The following is an 18,658-nucleotide window of genomic DNA, read 5'->3' on the forward strand; positions in this document are numbered from 1 at the left end:
GTGCTGACCGGATGCTTACGAGGGGGAAGTGTCTAGCCATCCAAGTATCGAACGCATAATGCAGATAGAGGTTAGCCAGCAAGGGAGAGATAACGCCTCCCTGTGGGGTTCCCCGATCCCTGACTTGGCATGTACCGTCAGTCAGGACCACCGAGGCCTCCAACCAGCGTCGGATGTATAGACGCACCCACTTCTCGGGGACGTGCTTTTCAATGGCTCGCATCATCAAATCATGGTCGATGGTATCGAAAAAGGCTTTCATATCCATATCCAGCACCCAATCGTAACGCCAGCAATTCCGACGAGCTTGTTCCACCGCTTGGTGGGCTCCCCGGTACGGACGGTACCCAAAGGATGAGGAATGGAATACCCGCTCTAACCTCGGCTCCAGAATCAGCTTGACTGCCATTTGCGCCACTCGGTCACCAACGGTGGGGATACCCAGAGGCCGTAACTGGCCATTGCGTATTTCGGCCCACCGTGACCGGCTGTTTCGGTAGATCGTGACCGGCCATTTCGCTAACGCGTGACCGCTCATTTCGCTATCAACGTGACCGATTTCCAGCCTGTTCCGAAACAGGCGGTCACGACTTACCGAAATGAGCGGTCACGGCTTAGCGAGATACTTTCACCCCGTTGCGCATGACCTGACGCGACCGTCACCCTCGCCCGTTTTTAGGGAAGTAGAGGGATGTCGGCGCAGCGAGTAGCCATGCGTAATATCAAAGAATGTTTGCGCCTCAAGTTCGAGGTTGGCCTCTCTCTCGAGAAGATCGCCCGGGCGTTGCAGTTGTCCAAGGGCGTCGTCAGCAAGTACGTCACGGCGGCCAACGAGACAGGCCTGGAGTGGTCGGCGCTGGCCGTGCTGGATGAGGTGGCGTTGGCGGCGGCGCTGTTACCCGCCGCCAAGGTGCGCCACACACGCGGCGAGCGAGTGCTGCCGGATCTGATCACGCTCCACCGCGAATTGCGGCGCAAGGGCGTCACCCTGCAACTGCTGTGGGAGGAGTACATCGCCGCCCATCCCGAGCAGCCGACCTATCGCTACACCCAGTTCGTCGAGCACTACCGCCGCTACGCCAGCACTCTCAAGCGCTCGATGCGTCAACAGCACCGGGCCGGCGAGAAGCTGTTCATCGACTACGCCGGCCCGACCCTGCCGGTGATCGATCCGGCCACCGGCGAGATCAGCCGGGCGCATATCTTCGTCGCGGCGCTGGGAGCCTCGAACTACACCTATGCCTGCGCCACGCCTGGGGAAACCCAGGTGGACTGGCTGACCGCGCTGGGTCAGGCGTTCAGCTACTTTGGCGGCGTCAGCGAGATGGTGGTGCCCGACAATCCGCGCGCGCTGATCGCCCACCCCGATCGCTACGAGCCGGGTTTGAACCGCGCCGCACTGGAGTGTGCCCGGCATTACGACACGGTGATGCTGCCGGCGCGGCCGCGTAAGCCCCAGGACAAAGCCAAGGCCGAGGTGGCGGTGCAGATCGTCGAGCGCTGGATCATGGCGCGGCTGCGCCACCAGCAGTTCTTCAGCCTGCACGCGCTCAACCAGGCGATTGCCGAGCTGCTCGAGGACTTGAACCAGCGCCCGTTCAAGAAGCTCGACGGCTGCCGCCGGGAGTGGTTCGAGCGGCTCGATCAACCGGTGCTGCGGCCGCTGCCACTGCATCCCTACGAGGTGGTGACGTTCAAGCGCTGCAAGGTCAACATCGACTACCACATCGAAGTGAACGGCGGCTTCTACAGCGTGCCCTCGGCCCTGGCCCGGCAGAGCGTCGATGTGCGGCTGAGCGCGCATACCGTGGAAGTCCTGCACGGCAACCGGCGGGTCGCCAGCCACCTGCGACTTCAGCGGCGCGGCGCCTACAGCACCCAGAGCGAACACATGCCAGCCTCGCACAAGGCGCATCGCGAGTGGACGCCGCAGCGCCTGCTCGACTGGGGCGAGCGAATCGGCCCGCACGCCCGGCAGATCGTCGAGTACCAACTGACTCACAAACCGCACCCGGAAATGGGTTACCGAGCCTGCCTGGGCCTGCTCTCGCTGGCGCGCCAGTACGGTAATGCGCGCCTGGAAGCGGCGGCGAGCCGCGCCGTACAACTGCGGGCCCTCAACGGCCGCACCGTGCGCAATCTGCTCAAGCAAGGGCTCGACCAACAACCACTGCCCAAGCCCGCGAAGCCGGCAGCGCAACCCAGCAGCCACGAGAACGTCCGTGGCGCCGATTACTACACCCAAGAGGAGCTGTTCGATGATGACCCAACACACCCTGAGCCAGTTGCACCACCTGCGGCTCAACGGCATGGCCCGAGCGCTGGAAGAGCAGTGGACGCTGCCGGCCAGCCACAGCTTGAGCTTCGATGAACGCCTGGGCCTGCTGCTCGACCGTGAACTGGCCTGGCGTGACGACAAGCGCCTGGAGCGGCTGCGCAAACAGGCCAAGCTCAAGTACGCCGGCGCCTGCCTGGAAGACCTCGATCGCCGCCGTGGCCGCGCGCTGGACGAACGCCTGATCGCGACCCTGGCCAGTGGTGACTGGCTCCGCCAACGGCACAATCTGCTACTGACCGGCCCGACCGGCGTCGGCAAGACCTGGCTCTCCTGCGCACTGGGCCATCAGGCCTGCCGCCAAGGCTACAGCACGCTGTACCTGCGTACCCCGCGCCTACTGGAGCAACTGCGCATCGCCCATGGCGACGGTAGCTTCGGGCGCACCCTGCAACAGCTGGCCAAGGTCGATGTCTTGCTTTTGGACTTATGTTGCGCACCCAGTTATGTGGAGTAGCGACTTTCAGCCCGCCATTGGTCTGACTTTGGAGCGTCTGTACTCAACATAACTAGTCCCAGGGGTAGCGTGGATTTCTCCATCGAACGCAATGGAGGACATCATGCTCACTCGAATCTTCCCCAAGACACATCGGCGCTATGTCGAGTCGCCCGTTGGCTGCTGGCTCGAAGGCTTTGCGGACTGGCTAGTGTCCGTCGGCTACGCACGCAGTCCCACTTGCCACCATGTTCGCAGACTTAAACTGGTGCTTGAGCGCGTCGAATCGATCGCACCGGATGCCAATTTCTCGGTACACCAGCTCGATACGATATTCACTTCGGTCCGAACGCGACCTCGATACCGCGCAACCCGGCGTGCCTTTGAACGCTTCCTGGCTACTCGCGGGCTTCTGACCGTAGAACCCGATGTCGATCGGTTTGCCCTGCTACTCAAGGTATACCGCCATCACCTCATTGAGGTTCGCGGCTTGGCACCGCCGACAGTCAGCCAGCATATCTCGACCATTGCCGACTTTCTGACTCAGTCCGTGCCACAGGAGGCGGTGCTTCTGGATCTGTCGGCGCCGGCCGTAGAACAGTTCGTCATTACCAAGGGCCAACTGATCAAGCGTCAGAGCCTGCAGCATTCCATCGCCAGATTGCGTGCCTTTCTCCGCTACTGCTTCGACCACGGCCATATCCGGGAGCGCCTCTATACGATCGACACGCCGCGCACCTATCGCGGCGAAGCCCCGCCGCGTGCCCTTGCCTGGCGTTTGGTGCAGCAACTATTGCAGTCAGTCGATCGCAACAGCAAAGCCGGTTGGCGCGACTACGCCATCCTGCACTTGATGGCTTACTACGGATTGCGGCCATCGGAGATCGTGGCACTCACCGTGGTATCGATAGATTGGACAGCCCGGACGTTGCGTGTCGATCAGCGCAAGACCAGCTCGAACTTGATCCTGCCGCTATCCGATCAAACGCTGCGCCTGCTCAAGCGGTATTTGCATTGCGGTCGGCCTGGCAGCACTCGGCCGGAACTGTTCCTGCGTGTAAGAACACCGCTGGCTCCGATGCAGCATTACGCGGTCTGCGAACTCTACGAGAAGCGCGCGCGGCAAAGCGGCCTGCCGCTCGATGGCAGCTCTTCCTATTGCCTCCGCCACGCCTTCGCCATGCGACTGCTTGAGCGCGGTGTGGGCGTCAAGGCGATCGGCGATTTGCTTGGGCATCGCTCGCTGGAAAGCACCTACGTTTACCTTCGGCTGCAAACCGAGTCGTTACGTGACGTGGCACTACCCCTTCCATGCCGGCATGCTGCGCAGAAGGGAGACCATCATGTTCCCCTCTGAGACCGAACTCGACTCGACCATTGCGCGCTATCTGCAACTTCGGCGATCGCTTGGTCGAGCTTATGCAAATGAAGAGCGTGTCCTCGCGTCGGTCCGACATTTCCTGATGGCGGCGACATGTACGGATCTGGACTACGATCACTTCCTTGGGTGGTGCAACACGCTCGCCGGGCTTAACGCCACGGTGCGACGCAACCGGCAGCGCATCGTGCGCAACTTTTGTCTATATCGACAGCGCACTGAACCAGAGTGCTTTGTGCCCGACCCCAACCACTTCCCACGCCCCTGTCCCGCTGCCACCCCCGTCATCTTCGGTTCGAGCGAGGTCATGAGTATGCTCGCGGCTGCCGAGCAATTGGGTCCGGTGCCCACCTCGCCTCTGCGGCCAGCGGTCCTGCGGCTGGCCGTCGTGCTCCTCTATACCGCAGGACTACGTCGCGGCGAACTGCTACGGCTGACCCTGGCCGACGCCGATTCGGCGCAAGGCGTATTGCATATCCGCGAATCGAAGTTCCACAAATCCCGATTCGTTCCACTATCGCAGGACGCCCATCGTGAGCTGCGCGCCTATCTCAAGCAGCGGCTGGCGCCGCCCTTCAGCATCACCCCGAATTCCCCCTTGCTGTGCAACTGCGCCAGAGGCTTGCGCGGCTATACGGGGACAGGAATAAGCGGTGGCATACAAACGCTATTCCAAGCTGCAGATGTTCACAGTAGCGATGGCCGACGGCCGCGGATTCATGACTTTCGGCATAGCTTTGCCGTCCAGGCACTGCTGCGTTGGTATCGGCAAGGCGCCGATGTGCAATCCAACTTGCCGAAACTAGCGCTGTATATGGGGCACGTGTCGATCGTCTCTACCGCTTATTACCTGCGTTGGATGCCAGATATTGCGGCAGCGGCCAGTGATCGCTTCCAGGCCCACTTCGGCCATTTGATTGCTGGAGGTGCGCCATGAAACCCGCTCGGCCCAACTCGCTTGGCAATTGCATCACGCACTTCTTCCGGGAGTATCTGCCCGAGCTCCGTGGCATGAGCCTGCACACGATTCGCAGCTATCGGGATGCCGTCGTGCTGTTCTTGCGATTTGCCTCGGCTCGCAGCAAACGGGGCGTCGAGGATTTGGAACTCGACGATTTTACGGCAGAGCAGGTCAGCCAATTCCTGACGCATCTGGAACAGGAGCGTCACAATGGTGTAGCGACGCGCAATGCGCGGCTGGCTGCTATCCACACCTTTGCCCGATTCCTGGCCAGCGAACACCCGGAGCATCTAGCCGAGTTGCAGCGGGTGCTTGGGCTGCCGTTCAAGCGCGGCGCCCGCAGCGCACCAATGGCGTATTTCGAGCCTGACGAAGTCGACGCGGTGCTCAATAGCATTGATCGCACTACCGACTCGGGGCGGCGCGACTATGCGTTGTTAGCGCTGATGTTCAATACCGGTGCTCGCGTGCAGGAGGTGCTCGATCTGCAGGTACGCGACGTGAGAACCGAGCCGCCGCACCAAGTGCGTCTGCGCGGCAAGGGAGGGAAGATTCGTTTATGCCCCATCTGGCCACATACCGCGGTGCTGCTGCGGGAACTGGCTCAGCAGTCGGCACAGACCATAGCGCCGGAGGCATTTCTGTTCACCAACCGCCACGGTGCCAAGCTCACGCGGTTCGGTGTTCGCTACCTGCTCAAGAAATATGTGGCAGCGGGCACACCGGTGGCCAACACCATGCGAGAGAAGCGACTTCATCCGCATTCGCTTCGACACGCCACAGCGGTTCATTTGCTCAAGGCTGGCGTTGACTTCGCCACAATTAGCCAGTGGCTGGGCCATGCGACGCTGAATACGACCATGGTCTATGCCCGGGTTGATTTGGACATCAAACGCCAAGCGCTTGCCCAGGTGTTCCCCGAAGTGTTGGCGCCGCCACGTGCCGGCCATCTGTCGCCGGCTGCGGTCGATGTGGTCGATTGGCTGAAACGGCTGTAAGTGGTTATGTGGAGTTCGGGCAGTTGGAATCGGCGCAGCGCGCCATGTTTGCTGCTCAACTCCACATAACTGGGTGCGCAACATAAGTCCAGTAATGTTGAGCTCAACATTACTGGACGACTGGGGCCTGGCTCCGCTGGAAGAAAATGCCCGGCATGATCTGCTGGAAGTGATCGACGACCGCGCTGGCAGCCGCTCCACCATCCTGACCAGTCAGCTTCCCGTCGATCACTGGCACGGCTGGATCAACGACCCCACGCTGGCCGACGCCTTGCTCGATCGTCTGGTCCACAACGCCTACCGGATCGTGATGAAAGGCGAGTCACTGCGGCGGAAAAACACGGAGGAAGAAGCCGCATCGTGACCGATGCGGTTAGAATTTAAACCCCGCGCAATCGGGTGGAGGCACCGGTCACGTTGTTAGCGAAATGAGCGGTCACATTCACCGAAATCCGCACTCCAGAACCATTACAGTCCCTTCATCACTACTACGCATGACTCCGCCTCTGTATTGCGCATTGGTACTCAAATTCTCCGCAGGGTCTCTGGTTGAATCGCTCCCTTGGCATCGCAATGACAGATTCCCATGTTCCGTACCTGTGCCTGAATGATCGTCACGCCACCTCTATGCCGGATACCGCCAGACCAGAACCCAGGCGCCCGTCTGACTTGTCCCAGAGCGTTGTCGAGTCTCTGGTTTCGATATCGTCTGCAATTATCGACACTTCTTCGATGGTTCACTTACGTTCGTCTCAATCACTCATACCTGACTGACTCTTGGTCAGCCTTTTCCCGTGGCGCTCACCACACACGCTCTTTACGTATGCAGCCCAGGGTGGTTTGGAATCACCGCCTGATCGGCGAATCCGAGGGGCCCGCCCTCATCACAGATACAGCATGGCAGGCATCCTCCAGATGCTCTGCCTTCATGGCACACCGACAACTAGCCTGACACCGGGGGCCAGTATCGAACTTTCATCGACTATCCTCCGCCAGCTTTAACTGGCGCACTAAGCGCTCCATAAACCCCGTCCGCCAGGACGGGGTTTGTTTTCAGGAGTCAGGGGCAGAAGCTGGCGAGCAGTTCCACGGCAGCAGCGCTTCGTAGTCTTCGACATTCCGTGCCGTTGGCAAACGTTCGAGGATGTAACGCAGCCAGGCATAAGGCTCCTGCCCGTTGGCCTTGGCGGTTTCGATCAGGCTGTAGATCTGCGCACTGGCCGCGGCACCCTTGGGCGTGTCGCTGAACAGCCAGTTCGTTGCGGCCGATGACGAAGGGCCGGATGGCGTTCTCGGCGCGGTTGTTGTCGATCGGCAGCTGTCCACCTTCGACGTAGCGCACAAGCCGGCTCCAGTTGCTCGCCAGGTAGTTCACCGCTTTGCCCAGGGCATTCTGCGCCGTGACCTGCGGCTGGGTTTTGTTCAGCCAGGCCTTGAGTTGGGCAAGCAACGGCAGGCTGTGCTGCTGACGGCCGTGGTGGCGCTGTTCATCGCTGGCATCCTTGAGTCCGCGCTCGATGCCGTAGAGCTTGTTGATCATCCCCAGCGCGATGTCGGCGCGTCCGGTTTTGCCCTTCGGTTGCACCTTTTGCGCTTCGACGAATTTGCGCCGGGCATGCGCCCAGCAGGCCAAGCGTTCGACGCCCGCTTGCGCGGCCACGGCGTTGTAGCCGGCGTAGTCATCGGTCATCAGATAGCCGCGATAACCGTCGAGCAGGCGCAACGGTATTTCCTGCGCACGGCTGGTGGAGTAATCAAAAAGGATCACTGGTCTGTCTGGCGGGCCGCCGGTCTGCACCCACATCCAGGATTGACTGCTGGGGTCTCGGTCCGGCTCCTTGAGCACCTGTACGCGGGTTTCATCGCAGTGGATCACCGGACTATCCAGCAGTCGGTCGCGCATCAGGTTGAGCAGTGGTTGCAGCTGTTCGCCGCACTGGATCACCCAACGCGCCAGGGTTTGCCGGGGGATGTCGATGCCATGGCGGCTGAGCATCTTTTCGAAGCGATACAGCGGGATGCCGTCGGCGTACTTGGTGGTCAACAGCATCGCCAGCACGCTCGGGCTGGCCAGGCTTTTCTCGATCAGTTGCGCAGGCTTGTCGGCGGTAACCGGGGCGCTTTCGCAGGCCTTGCAGGCGTAGGTCTTGCGGATGTGACGGATTACCTGAACCTGCATCGGGATGATTTCCAGCTGCTCGCTGGTCTCTTCGCCAATGGCCTGCTTGCGGCAACCGCATTCGCAGGTCAGTTCGTGTTCGGGCAGTTCGTGGATGACCTCGACGCGTGGCAACTCGGCCGGTAGCGGCTTGCGCTTGCCGCGGCGCTTGGTCGGCGCGACGGCTTCTTCCTCAACCTCATCGGCAGGTGCTTCAGGCGCTGCTTCGGCCAGGCTTTCCGCTTCGTTGAACATGACCAGCTGCGGTGAATCCGGATCGCTGCTCTGCTCGGATTTACGGCCGAACAGGCGCTGGATCAGAAGCGCGTTTTGTTCACGCAGGCGCTCGATCTGCCTGTCCTTGTCCTTGGCCAATTCCTGCGCCGACGACAACACCTCAGCGAGCAATCGCTTGAGCGCGGCGGGGTCGTCAGGAAGGGTTTCGGGCATGGAAATCATGCCGTGGATTATACCGGCTCAGGCCACGAACCGTGGCGTCAGAACCTGGTGCGGACGGTTGCGCCACAGGTCGATGCCGTCGAGCAGCCAGTTCAGCTCGTCGACCGTCAGTTCGATGGCCTCGTCGCCGGCATCGGGCTTGGTCTTGAAACGCTCGGCTTCCAGACGCTTGAGCCACAGGCAGAAGCCATTGCGCTCCCAGTAGAGGAGAAAGCGCTCCATAAACCCCATCTTCAAATGATCCGAAGGCCAGCCAATGCTGTGCTCCGATTTCTTTCTGGAGCCAGCCGCCATGATGTGCCCCGACGCCAAAGTCGAAAAAGTCTACCTCTACCCCAAGCCGGTGGATTTCCGAAAGTCCATCGACGGCCTGGCCGCCCTGGTCGAGCTGGATATCAAGGTGGCGGTGTTTGACCCGGTGCTGTTCGTCTTCCTCAACCGCGCGCGCAACCGGGTGAAGATTTTGTATTGGGAGCGCAACGGCTTCTGCCTGTGGCTCATACCGCAGACTTCAAGCTGGAGAAGCTCGATGCAGAGCATGTGCGAGCAGCCTTACTGCCGCTGATCGACCGAGAGGCCGTACTGTGCAGTGATGGCGCTGCGGGTTACGCCAACTTTGCCCGCACTCAGGGCATTACTCACCATGTCGTTCACTCGCGTCCTGGTGCACGGGTACGACAGGGCGCTTTCCACATTCAAAACGTTAATGCCTACCACAGCCGCCTGAAGAGTTGGATGACTCGCTTTCACGGAGTCGCCCCCCGCTACCTCCCGAACTATCTGGGCTTGCGTCGCATGCTTGAGCGCTATCAGCTGCGTATTCAGCCGGCTCACTGTATCCAGGAGGCGGTTGGGCGCACCATGCAACACGTGATTGGGACATAGCCAATAAATAACACCACAAAAATGGATGACATTGATTCCAGCTAGAACCATATTACCATTTCAATCTCTACCGAACTCCCACCCGCCGGAGCGCCGCAGGGGTATATCGCGCTGCAGCAGCCTGAGCACCGAAGACGATACTCTGCTCCTCTTCATTCTTAAGACCCATAACTGAATAGCGACCAGAAGAAATATCGTACAATACCTCTGCAGTATATCCAGGAGCCTGTTTGGAATAGTACTGCTGCATATGCCCTTCACCTACACGCCATAACTGGCCACGATTGTCATAGTGATCCACTAACGCCAGCTGCCAGCTGTCTTCATCGAAGTACATGTGGCGAGTGGCGTAAATATGACGTTCGCCCGGTTTAACTTTGGCTACCACTTCCCAGACCCGATGCAGCTCATAACGGGTCAGATCTTGGTTGATATGTCCGGCCCGGAGAATGTCTTTGTACTCCAGGTTCGGCGAATCCAGCTTGTGGCTGTTGTAGGGGATGTACATCTCCTTCTTGCCGATTAGTGCCCAGGTATAGCGATTCGGTGCTCCGTTAAACATGTCGTAATTATCCATTGTAGCCAGACCATCAGCGGCTGGTGCCGGAGCATCATAAGCAACCTGCGGGGCACGACGAACGCGACGCTGCCCCGCATTGTAAAGCCAGGCCATGCGTGGCTCTTTTACCTGATCAATGGTCTCGTGCACCAGCAGTACATCACCGGATAACCGCGATGGCGACTTCACCTTCTGGATGAAATAATAGAGTATGTTTTCACCTCTCCCCTTACCGAGATCAGGGAGGTACACAGGATAAGAAATTTCATCATCAAACGACACAACATTAAATGCGCCATTTTCCAGAGGCTGCATTCTCGTTATTTGACGTTTTATATTCCCACCGCGATAACGGGTGGTATGGTTCCACACCACCTCAACACCGTTTTTTGGGATCGGGAAGGCGTAGAAGCGGCTGTCACCAAAACCCTTGAGGCCGTTGCCACCGTCGATACCTTCGGTATTGAGAGCGCTAGTCTTGGCCGCCGCGTATATTTCGTCCGGCAGCGCCGCGCTACGGTGGGTCGGGTACACCGGAATCTTGTAGGTCTCCGGGTAGCGTTTGAACATCGCTAACTGCCCGGCGGACAGCTTGTCCTTGTACTGTTCGGCGTTGGCTGCAGTGATGGTGAACAGCGGCTGCTCGCTGGCGAAGGGATCGGAGAGGAAGCCTTTGGCGTCTACCGCACCAGCGTTGGTCGGCAGGCCTCCGATCCATTCGGGAATAGTGCCGTCGGTGTTCCCGGTCTTCTCTGCGCCTATCGGGGTCAAGTTGGTGCCCAACTTATTAGCCTCATCTACAGAAACCTTTGCCACGGAAATATTGGCAAAGGAAAATCCGAGAAATACAGCAAGCAAACCAAATGAAACATTACCAACAAGCACGTTAACCTCCATTTATTTTTGTTTTGGAATGGATAATAAGCTGTATGTTTTTTCGAGAAACCGTCAGGATTAGATGAGCCTCCCGAGCAAGACTAGAAACCATCAACCCTATTTAGCCTCTAGCTCAGACTGGAGAATATAATGAGATAGCCCCAAGGGCTTTGAGGCTCATCCATCCCGTTCAACTAAACTGGATATATGGCGCTACTTTTATTTGCTGCCATTAGCTCTTGAACACCGCTACGTGCATTCGCCTCGCGAGCCAGCACACGCTCTTCAGCACTTGCATAGTCACGATCCCAAGCCAGCACCTTCGGAACCATCAGCTTGTTCCACAGCGGCGGAATCATGGTAGCTATGATGGTAGTTAGATAACCACCGACCATCATCGGCGCATCTGGGAACGGCTTGAGGTCTTGATAGGGAACCTCGCCCTGAGCATGGTGGTGCGAATGGCGGGTCAAATTAAACATAGCCCAAGAGCTGATACGTTTATTGGTATTCCAGGAGTGACGCGGCTGCACAGGAGTGGCTGGGTTGCGCACCATGCCGTAGTGCTCCATATAGTTGACAATTTCCAGCAACGCTTTACCCACGAGAGCACAGGCGATAAAGAATAGTGCTGCGTCCACGCCCCCGATGGCATAGGCAACAGCGACCAGAAGAACACTCATCAAGTGACCACGAATAACCGCATTGTGCCAACCGAAGCGACTCTGCCCTTTACGCATCAGGCGCTTGCTCTCGATCGTCCAAGCGCTAATATTGCCCTTGATAGTCGAAACTAGGACATGCCAGTAAACATTACGACCACGCGGGGCAGTAGCCGGATCCTCGGTGGTCGAGACATAGCGGTGATGACCGTAGACATGCTCAATCGAAAATACCGTGTCAAAGCTAAAGGCCAGCAACCAACGACCAACTAGCATAGATACAGGGTCCCAAGTGCGATGAGTTAGCTCATGCGCAGGAATAGTGCCTGTCATGCCGATCATCAACCACGTGAGAGCCCAAGTAGACACGTAATGGCCGACGAAGGTGGCGTCACGGGCAGCGATCAGATCGTATCCAGTTAAACGACTTAGAGCCGCACCGAAGCCCAGGAAGTCGCCACTGCTAACACTCCATACCGCCGAGAAGACAATAAGTGTCAATAACGGCAGAGCCAGCCACAATTGAAAGGTCAGGATGCCGGGGTATTTGAAATTAGGGGTGCTGGTGTCATCCCCGGCAATTGCATCGCCAATGACGTAAATGAATACCACGGCTATCAAGCCGATAGTTATCCAAGCACCACCGGCCAAGATAGCTGCAGCAGACAATAAGCCAACCACATGAAATAGAAAGTACTTCAGGTAATGCAGCGCGTTCATGGTCGTCTCTCTTGTTATTACTAGAGGAATATCAGGCGGTGGCCGCCAGTGGGTAATGATGGGGTGTGAAGCGATCGGCGTAGATGTGATCACAGGGCAGCGCAGAACCGCGTAACATCAAAACCGCGCTATCGATCATTACTGGGGGGCCACATAGGTAGGCGTGAGGACCATTCTCCAGAAACTTGGGGATGAGTTCAGTGACCAGCCCCCTGGCACCTTGCCAGTTGGAGTCACTTGTCGCCCCAGAGAGAACCGGTACGAAATGGAACGAAGCACGCCACTGGGCTGCTAGAGCACTAATTTCATCAAGCGCATAAAGGTCACGTTCTTCGCGAGCACCGAACAGCAAAGTGACAGATCGCTGAGCCCCTGCGGCAAGAGCCTCTTCGAGGAGAGCCAGGATTGGTGCCAGCCCACTACCTCCTGCCACCAAGAGCAGTGGAGCAGCGCTCGGGCGCAAATAGAAGTCGCCCTCTGGCCCCACAACCATCGCCCCCTGCCCAAGCAGCGACTGAAGGGAAACTCTGAAAAAGGCTTCCTGATTTTGGCAAAATACCCGGATTCCACCCGCCGAGATTTCCGATGAAGCAGATGACCTTTGCCGATGCTGAGTACGCCGGCAAGCGCAAGCAGACCCGCAAGGAGTTGTTCCTGATCGAGATGGATCGGGTGGTGCCGTGGAAGGGCTTGATTGCCCTGATCGAGCCGCACTACCCAAGGGTGACGGTGGTCGCCCGGAGTATCCGTTGATGGCGATGCTGCGTGTCCATCTGATGCAGAACTGGTTCGGCTACAGCGATCCTGCAATGGAGGAGGCGCTGTACGAGACAACCATCCTGCGCCAGTTTGCCGGGCTGAACCTGGAGCGCATTCCGGATGAAACCACCATCCTCAACTTCCGCCGGCTGCTGGAGAAACACGAACTGGCCGGAGGTATCCTTGCTGTCATTAATGGCTATCTGGGCGACCGCGGCCTGTCGCTTCGCCAGGGCACCATCGTCGATGCCACGCTGATCAATGCACCGAGCTCGACCAAGAACAAGGATGGCAAGCGCGATCCGGAAAATGCATCAGACCAAGAAAGGCAAACAGTACTGTGTGTCACGAACACAGGTCAAATGACCTGTGATGCTGTAGCGAAGATGGAAGTAGGTCTTCCGAAGTCGGCTTGCAGGAGCGGGCTTCAAACCACCCGGTGCTGCTGCATCCAAAAGGTGTGGTGGTGAGCGACCGAGGAAAAGTCATCCCCCGAGGATGGCAGGTGAGTATGGAGAAGATGAGCGAAAGCAAACCGTCCGATGACGCATCGTTATGCCCAAAGGTGCTGTCGAAACTGAGGTTGAGTACTGGCTTCAGGACGAGTCGGGACGTTACCTGCTTACGGACCCGATGGCAGCCGGTGTATAGGCGGCATGATCTTCATACAGGCTTTGGTACGGAACGTGAGAACCTTGTTCCAGATGCGAAGGAAAATGACAAATGGCCAACACCATGAGGAAGAATACCGATGCTGGAGCAAGGGGCGGAGCCTCCCGTAGTAGCGATGAAGCCTCTGTAATGGAGGTGGAGCGAAGGGGCGGCGTTATCCTGCCGACGAGCGCTGCCAACCGCAGGGGATGAACGGCGTGAGCTCGGCGAAACCTTATGACATAGCGAAGCGCACGGTATGGGAAGCCTACCAACAAGTCAGGGCCAACCGCGGTGCGGCCGGCATCGACGATGAAACCATCGCCGATTTCGAGCGGGACCTGTCCAAGAATCTCTACAAGCTGTGGAATCGAATGTCGTCGGGGTCGTACTTCCCACCTCCGGTGAAGCAGGTAGAGATTCCCAAGGCATCGGGAGGCACGCGCAAGCTGGGAGTGCCCACAGTCGGAGACCGTGTCGCGCAAACCGTGGTCAAGCTTCTCATCGAGCCGGAGCTGGACTCGATCTTCCATTCGGACTCTTATGGGTACCGGCCGGGACGATCAGCGAAGCAGGCAGTGGCGATCACGCGTGAGCGCTGCTGGCGATACGACTGGGTGGTGGAGTTTGATATCAAGGCAGCCTTCGATCACATCGATCATGGGTTGCTGATGAAGGCGGTGCGCGCGCACATCAAGGAGGACTGGATTCTTCTGTACATCGAGCGGTGGCTGGTTGCGCCGTTCGAAACGGAGGACGGCGTGCGCGTCCCACGCGAACGCGGCACCCCGCAAGGCGGAGTGATCAGTCCCCTCCTGATGAACCTGTTCATGCACTATGCCTTCGACACCTGGATGCAACGTACCAGCCCTAACGAATAAGGATAGGTCGCGCGAAGCCGCGACCTGATCCGTTTGTTGGACAAGCCCGGTCCCTGGGTGGCCGGGTGCCCCCATAGAAAATATCTCTTCCGGAAATAGGCCGGGGCGGTTGCCCGGCATGGCGTCGGCGCCCGTGGAGAACGCCACGGGCAGGTTATCGTTGCGGTTTTCGCCTGTTCATGGCGGCGCCGGCCCGGCAAGGCTCCAGGTCAAGGTGCAAGGGCTCCTCGGCTTGCGGGCGCCGACTTCCCGTGACTCGCCGCAGGGGGCTTTCGCTCACATGGCCGGTACCTCGGCGGTGCTGGTGGCAGTGGTAATCGGCGGCGGTGCGGCGGGTGGCCGAATCCGCGTCCTGATGACCGTCATGGCCGCGTTGCAGCACGGGCAGCGCATCGCCGGCCGTGGCCGCAGCGGCACCGCTGGGGGTGCGGCGCGTTTCAGTAGCACGCGCAGCAAGGCAATCAACTGCCGCCGGTTCGGGTGCAGGAACCCATAGTTCCTGGCCCGGCGAAAGCCTTTCGGCAACACGTGCTGCAACACCAGCCATAGGAACTGCGCGCCGGGAACCGTGCGGCGTTCGAGCTTGCCGGTCTTTGCGTCGCGATAGCGAAAGCTCACCTGACCATTGGCGCAGGTGACGATGTCCTGCTCGCGGATGACGCCGCGGTAGAGATAGCGGCCGAGATAGACGAGCGCCTTCTCACCGCTGCCGACCGCCTTGCAATCGACCACCCAGGCGCCCGGATGACGCGGCGGCAGCGCCAGCCCGGCCGTCTCTATGGCGGCGAGCATCTTGCCCCGGAAGACCTTCGCCAGGGCCTTGTGGTTGAACAGATAGCCTTTGCCGGTCTTGCCGCGGCGCCGGGTGCGCCAGCGCTGGTGCTGCGCATCGACGGCGGCCGCCGGCATCACCAGATGGACGTGCGGGTGGTAGTCGAGCCGGCGCGTGTGGGTATGCAGTACGGCGATCGCGCCGGGCGTGCCCTGCAGTTGCCGGTCGTTTTCGCTGAAGGTCCGCACGGTCTGCCAGGCGCAGCGGATCAACAGATCGTAGAGCACCTCCGGATGCGCCCTGGCCAGTCCGCGGAATTCGGCGGGCAAGGTGAAGGTCAGCAGGAAGTAGCTGGCCGGCACCTGGCGCTGCAACTGCCGGTCCAGCCATTGCTGGCTCTCGTGATGCTGGCAATGCGGGCAGTGGCGGTGGCCGCAGGAATGAGGCACCAGGCTTTGGTGTGCGCATTGCGTGCACTGCAGCTGCATCTTGGCCGCGGCCTGGGTGCGGCACTGGCGGATCGCGGCGAGCGCCCGTAGCTGCTCCGGCCTGAGTCGGTCGCGGTAGTGCGCCAGGAAATCCTCCTCGAAGGTGTCGATGAGCTGGGCGAGACGGATCATTTGACCGTCCCCCACGCGAGGGAGAAGCCATCCATCAGGCCGTTGATTCGCTCCAGGGCATGATGCTGGGTCTGGTCGGTCAGGTGGGTGTAGCGGGCGGTGGTGAGGATCGAGTGGTGGCCGAGGAATTTCTGCACCTCGATCAGATCGACGCCGGCCTCGATCAGGTGGGTGGCATAAGCATGCCGCAAGCTGTGGGGCGTGATCTTTTTTTTAGCCCGCAGGCGGCGACCACCTTGCGCAAGGCGCCCTGCACGCCGGCCCGATCGAGCGGGCTCACCGCGCGCGCGGCGTGCTCGAGGCCGCCATGGCGACTGGGGAAGAGCAGCACCGGGTTGCGATGCACTTGCCAGAAACCGCGCAGGTGCCGATGCGTGGCCTGCGGCAAGGGCACGAAACGATCCTTGTTGCCCTTGGCGTCGCGGACATGCACGCGACCACGCGCCGCATCGATATCGCCGACCTGCAACCGCAGCCCTTCGCCCAGGCGCAGCCCGAGGCTGTAGAGCGTGAAGAAGAACACCCGGTAGCTGAGCACGCGCGTCGCGGCAATGATCCGCTGGGTCTCTTCGACGCTGACGATGTCGGGCAGGCGTTGGCTTCTCGGCGCTTTGATCAGCCCCGGCGCCACCCAGGGCTGGCGCAGAACGTGCGCGTAGTAGAACTTCAAGCCGTACAGATCGAGCTTGACGGTGCTCCACGAGTGGGTTTCCACCAGCTCGGCGAAGTAGTCCGTCACTTGCTGCTCGGAAAGACTGTCGATCCGACCGTCGAAATACGCGCCGATCCGACGAATCGCCCGCGCATACGCGTCGATCGTCTTCGGCTGCAAACCCTTGAGTTTGAGCTGCTGCAGATGCAACCTGTAGCCGTGCTCGAAATCTCTTCCCTTCGCTGCATTCAACATACAATGACCTCCTGGTTCGTCATGGAAAGCCCCTCTTGCGAGGCAGGAGATCAAATTGTGGACCCGGATCGTCGAGGCGGACTCCTCCGCGTAGCGGCTTCGTCCAACTGCCCGTATGCCCGCTACGCCGATGATGCGGTGGTGCATTGCCGCAGCCAGAAGCAAGCGGAGTACGTGATGCGCTCCATCGCTTCACGGCTGGCTGTCTGTGGCTTGACGATGCACCCAGAGAAATCGAAGGTCGTGTACTGCAAGGACAGTAACCGTCGCGCAGACTATCCGCATGTGAGCTTTACCTTCCTCGGCTTCACCTTTAGGCCGAGGAAGGCACTCAGCAAACAAGACCGGCTCTTCACGAGCTTCCTTCCGGGAGCCAGTGCGGATGCCTTGAAGCGGATGCGGCAAGCGGTGCGCAGGTGGCGACTCAATCGCCAAACCCACGTGACGCTGGCCGACGTGGCTCGGCTCTACAATCCGGTGATACAGGGGTGGTGGCAATACTATGGCGCGTTCTATCGGACAGCCATGCTTGGCATCTTCCAGCACATTGACCGCGCACTTGAACGCTGGGGTCGACGAAAGTACAAGGCCCTTCACAGGCGCAAGCGGCGCATTAGCCAATGGCTGGACAAGATGCGGACGGTGGCACCCCGGCTGTTCCATCACTGGCGAGTGGCCGGCCAGCAAGGTTGGATAACGGGAGCCGTATGACGCGAGAGTGTCACGTACGGTTCTGCGAGCGGCTGCGGGGGCAGTTCCCGCGGCCGACTCACCACTTCGGCGCGAAAGCGCATATTGGTGTCGACGATGAGTCTGGATTGGTGCACAGCGTGGTGGGCACGGCGGCCAACGTGGCGGACGTCACTCAAGTCGACAAGCTGCTGCACGGCGAGGAGAACGTGGTCTGCGCCGATGCCGGTTATACCGGTGTCGAAAAGCGCTCCGAGCATGAGGGCGGCGCAGTGATCTGGCAGGTGGCGGCACGCCGCAGTACCTACAAGAAACTCGACAAGCGCAGCACGCTATACAAAGTCAAACGCAAGATCGAGAAGTCCAAAGCCCAGGTTCGCGCTAAGGTCGAGCACCCGTTTCGGGTAATCAAGCGGCAGTTTGGTCATGTGAAGACGCGGTTCCGTGGTCTGGCAAAGAACACGGCGCAGTTGGTGACGCTGTTCGCCCTTTCGAACCTGTGGATGGCGCGCAAACATTTACTGACCAATGCAGGAGAGGTACGCCCGTAATATGGGCAATAGCTGCCGCGAGGTGCGTGCGGCGGCTAAAAATACAAAAATAAGCGGGTGATCTGATCGTTTTTCCGCTTTCAAAATCAGCGGAAGCTGAAGTCAGCCAGAAATGCATGGCTACTTCAGAGGATCCCTAGGCCCCCTAAGAACCGTACGTGCGACTTTCACCGCACACGGCTCAAGCCGTTGTAAGCCCGATCAAGAGCCGATCTCCTTCTGGGTACAGATGGATCGGTCGCGGTAGGGACGGCAGTTACCTGCCGCCCCCGCACAGAACCGTACGTGCGGAATTACCGCATACGGCTCCTGCCTTGGGTTTTAACGCCGAAGCGGGTTATGGGATGAGGAGGCATCGCCCCGCGCCTCCCGGCGATTGAATGAGTCGGAGATTATCAGC

The 18,658-nt window shown here is 59.5% G+C and carries 11 protein-coding genes and 9 pseudogenes; 12 read left to right on the plus strand and 8 right to left on the minus strand.

The genetic code is table 11. From position 1 onward, the window contains the following. Window positions 1-538, minus strand: a 538-nt coding sequence (locus tag K787_RS0111535) for a reverse transcriptase domain-containing protein (protein ID WP_022962965.1), incomplete at its 3' end; no start/stop codon positions are given. A 153-nt stretch (window positions 539-691) separates the two neighbouring features. On the opposite strand from K787_RS0111535, the gene istA reads away from it, so the two are divergent. The 6 genes and pseudogenes from istA to K787_RS0111565 form a co-directional block, all read left to right on the plus strand. Beyond that, complete coding sequence (gene istA, locus K787_RS22895; protein WP_022962966.1) at window positions 692-2,371, plus strand: IS21 family transposase; 1,680 nt, start codon at window positions 692-694, stop codon at window positions 2,369-2,371. After that, window positions 2,259-2,762, plus strand: a pseudogene (locus tag K787_RS22900) (ATP-binding protein); the annotation flags it as partial. The gene istA and the pseudogene K787_RS22900, both read left to right, overlap by 113 nt. 133 nt (window positions 2,763-2,895) lie before the next feature. Further along, complete coding sequence (locus K787_RS25540; RefSeq protein WP_022962968.1) at window positions 2,896-4,128, plus strand: site-specific integrase; 1,233 nt, start codon at window positions 2,896-2,898, stop codon at window positions 4,126-4,128. Continuing rightward, a complete protein-coding gene (locus K787_RS0111555) occupies window positions 4,115-5,086 on the plus strand; it encodes a tyrosine-type recombinase/integrase (RefSeq protein WP_022962969.1) in 972 nt (323 codons plus the stop codon). The genes K787_RS25540 and K787_RS0111555 overlap by 14 nt, the downstream gene beginning before the upstream one ends. Then, window positions 5,083-6,108, plus strand: a complete 1,026-nt coding sequence (locus K787_RS0111560; protein ID WP_022962970.1) for a tyrosine-type recombinase/integrase — start codon at window positions 5,083-5,085, stop codon at window positions 6,106-6,108. The genes K787_RS0111555 and K787_RS0111560 overlap by 4 nt, the downstream gene beginning before the upstream one ends. Window positions 6,109-6,217: 109 nt before the next feature. Continuing rightward, window positions 6,218-6,472, plus strand: a pseudogene (locus K787_RS0111565) (ATP-binding protein); the annotation flags it as partial. A 689-nt stretch (window positions 6,473-7,161) separates the two neighbouring features. Here the strand turns inward: K787_RS0111565 and tnpC are convergent. Further along, window positions 7,162-8,725 (minus strand): annotated as a pseudogene (gene tnpC / locus K787_RS22905) (IS66 family transposase). Between the two features lie 18 nt (window positions 8,726-8,743). Beyond that, window positions 8,744-9,019 (minus strand): IS66 family insertion sequence element accessory protein TnpB, encoded by a 276-nt coding sequence (gene tnpB / locus K787_RS0111575; protein WP_022962972.1) that lies wholly within the window; start codon window positions 9,017-9,019, stop codon window positions 8,744-8,746. 1 nt (window position 9,020) lies between these two features. Between tnpB (K787_RS0111575) and tnpB (K787_RS22910) the strand changes: the two genes are divergently transcribed. Next, window positions 9,021-9,290 (plus strand): IS66 family insertion sequence element accessory protein TnpB, encoded by a 270-nt coding sequence (gene tnpB / locus K787_RS22910; RefSeq protein WP_500605312.1) that lies wholly within the window; start codon window positions 9,021-9,023, stop codon window positions 9,288-9,290. Next, window positions 9,224-9,610 (plus strand): annotated as a pseudogene (locus K787_RS24730) (IS1595 family transposase); the annotation flags it as partial. The gene tnpB (K787_RS22910) and the pseudogene K787_RS24730, both read left to right, overlap by 67 nt. Window positions 9,611-9,677: 67 nt before the next feature. Here K787_RS24730 and K787_RS0111585 read toward each other — a convergent pair. The 3 genes from K787_RS0111585 to K787_RS22915 all read right to left on the minus strand — a co-directional run bounded on the left by K787_RS0111585 (window position 9,678) and on the right by K787_RS22915 (window position 12,920). Next, entirely contained in the window at window positions 9,678-11,027 is a 1,350-nt protein-coding gene (locus K787_RS0111585) for a DUF1329 domain-containing protein (protein WP_370736736.1), read from the minus strand. Window positions 11,028-11,239: 212 nt separating this feature from the next. After that, complete coding sequence (locus K787_RS0111590; RefSeq protein WP_028614872.1) at window positions 11,240-12,427, minus strand: alkane 1-monooxygenase; 1,188 nt, start codon at window positions 12,425-12,427, stop codon at window positions 11,240-11,242. 31 nt (window positions 12,428-12,458) lie between these two features. Then, complete coding sequence (locus K787_RS22915) at window positions 12,459-12,920, minus strand: ferredoxin reductase domain-containing protein (protein ID WP_052185363.1); 462 nt, start codon at window positions 12,918-12,920, stop codon at window positions 12,459-12,461. 92 nt (window positions 12,921-13,012) lie between these two features. Between K787_RS22915 and K787_RS22920 the strand changes: the two are divergent. Both K787_RS22920 and K787_RS22925 read left to right on the plus strand, forming a co-directional pair. After that, window positions 13,013-13,525: pseudogene (locus K787_RS22920) on the plus strand (IS5 family transposase); the annotation flags it as partial. 521 nt (window positions 13,526-14,046) lie between these two features. Beyond that, a pseudogene (locus K787_RS22925) lies at window positions 14,047-14,712 on the plus strand (reverse transcriptase domain-containing protein); the annotation flags it as partial. 282 nt (window positions 14,713-14,994) lie between these two features. Here K787_RS22925 and K787_RS22930 read toward each other — a convergent pair. Further along, window positions 14,995-16,110 (minus strand): IS91 family transposase, encoded by a 1,116-nt coding sequence (locus K787_RS22930; RefSeq protein ID WP_022962978.1) that lies wholly within the window; start codon window positions 16,108-16,110, stop codon window positions 14,995-14,997. Then, a pseudogene (locus K787_RS22940) lies at window positions 16,107-17,164 on the minus strand (tyrosine-type recombinase/integrase). Before K787_RS22940 ends, K787_RS22930 begins: the two are co-directional and overlap by 4 nt. Between K787_RS22940 and K787_RS22945 the strand changes: the two are divergent. Further along, window positions 17,117-17,728, plus strand: a pseudogene (locus tag K787_RS22945) (group II intron maturase-specific domain-containing protein); the annotation flags it as partial. The pseudogenes K787_RS22940 and K787_RS22945 sit on opposite strands and share 48 nt — an antisense overlap. 59 nt (window positions 17,729-17,787) lie before the next feature. Continuing rightward, window positions 17,788-18,258, plus strand: a pseudogene (locus K787_RS22950) (IS5 family transposase); the annotation flags it as partial. Window positions 18,259-18,658: the final 400 nt, after the last annotated feature.

The organism is Halopseudomonas pelagia CL-AP6 (assembly GCF_000410875.1).
Taxonomy (GTDB): domain Bacteria; phylum Pseudomonadota; class Gammaproteobacteria; order Pseudomonadales; family Pseudomonadaceae; genus Halopseudomonas; species Halopseudomonas pelagia.

What these genes read in the sequence shown, in the direction of transcription:
- K787_RS22915 (WP_052185363.1), bottom strand. Translation starts at nt 12,920, where the DNA reads ATGGTTGTGGGGCCAGAGGGCGACTTCTATTTGCGCCCGAGCGCTGCT.
- tnpB (WP_500605312.1), top strand. Translation starts at nt 9,021, where the DNA reads ATGTGCCCCGACGCCAAAGTCGAAAAAGTCTACCTCTACCCCAAGCCG.
- istA (WP_022962966.1), top strand. Translation starts at nt 692, where the DNA reads ATGTCGGCGCAGCGAGTAGCCATGCGTAATATCAAAGAATGTTTGCGC.
- K787_RS22930 (WP_022962978.1), bottom strand. Translation starts at nt 16,110, where the DNA reads ATGATCCGTCTCGCCCAGCTCATCGACACCTTCGAGGAGGATTTCCTG.
- K787_RS25540 (WP_022962968.1), top strand. Translation starts at nt 2,896, where the DNA reads ATGCTCACTCGAATCTTCCCCAAGACACATCGGCGCTATGTCGAGTCG.
- K787_RS0111560 (WP_022962970.1), top strand. Translation starts at nt 5,083, where the DNA reads ATGAAACCCGCTCGGCCCAACTCGCTTGGCAATTGCATCACGCACTTC.
- K787_RS0111590 (WP_028614872.1), bottom strand. Translation starts at nt 12,427, where the DNA reads ATGAACGCGCTGCATTACCTGAAGTACTTTCTATTTCATGTGGTTGGC.
- tnpB (WP_022962972.1), bottom strand. Translation starts at nt 9,019, where the DNA reads ATGGCGGCTGGCTCCAGAAAGAAATCGGAGCACAGCATTGGCTGGCCT.
- K787_RS0111555 (WP_022962969.1), top strand. Translation starts at nt 4,115, where the DNA reads ATGTTCCCCTCTGAGACCGAACTCGACTCGACCATTGCGCGCTATCTG.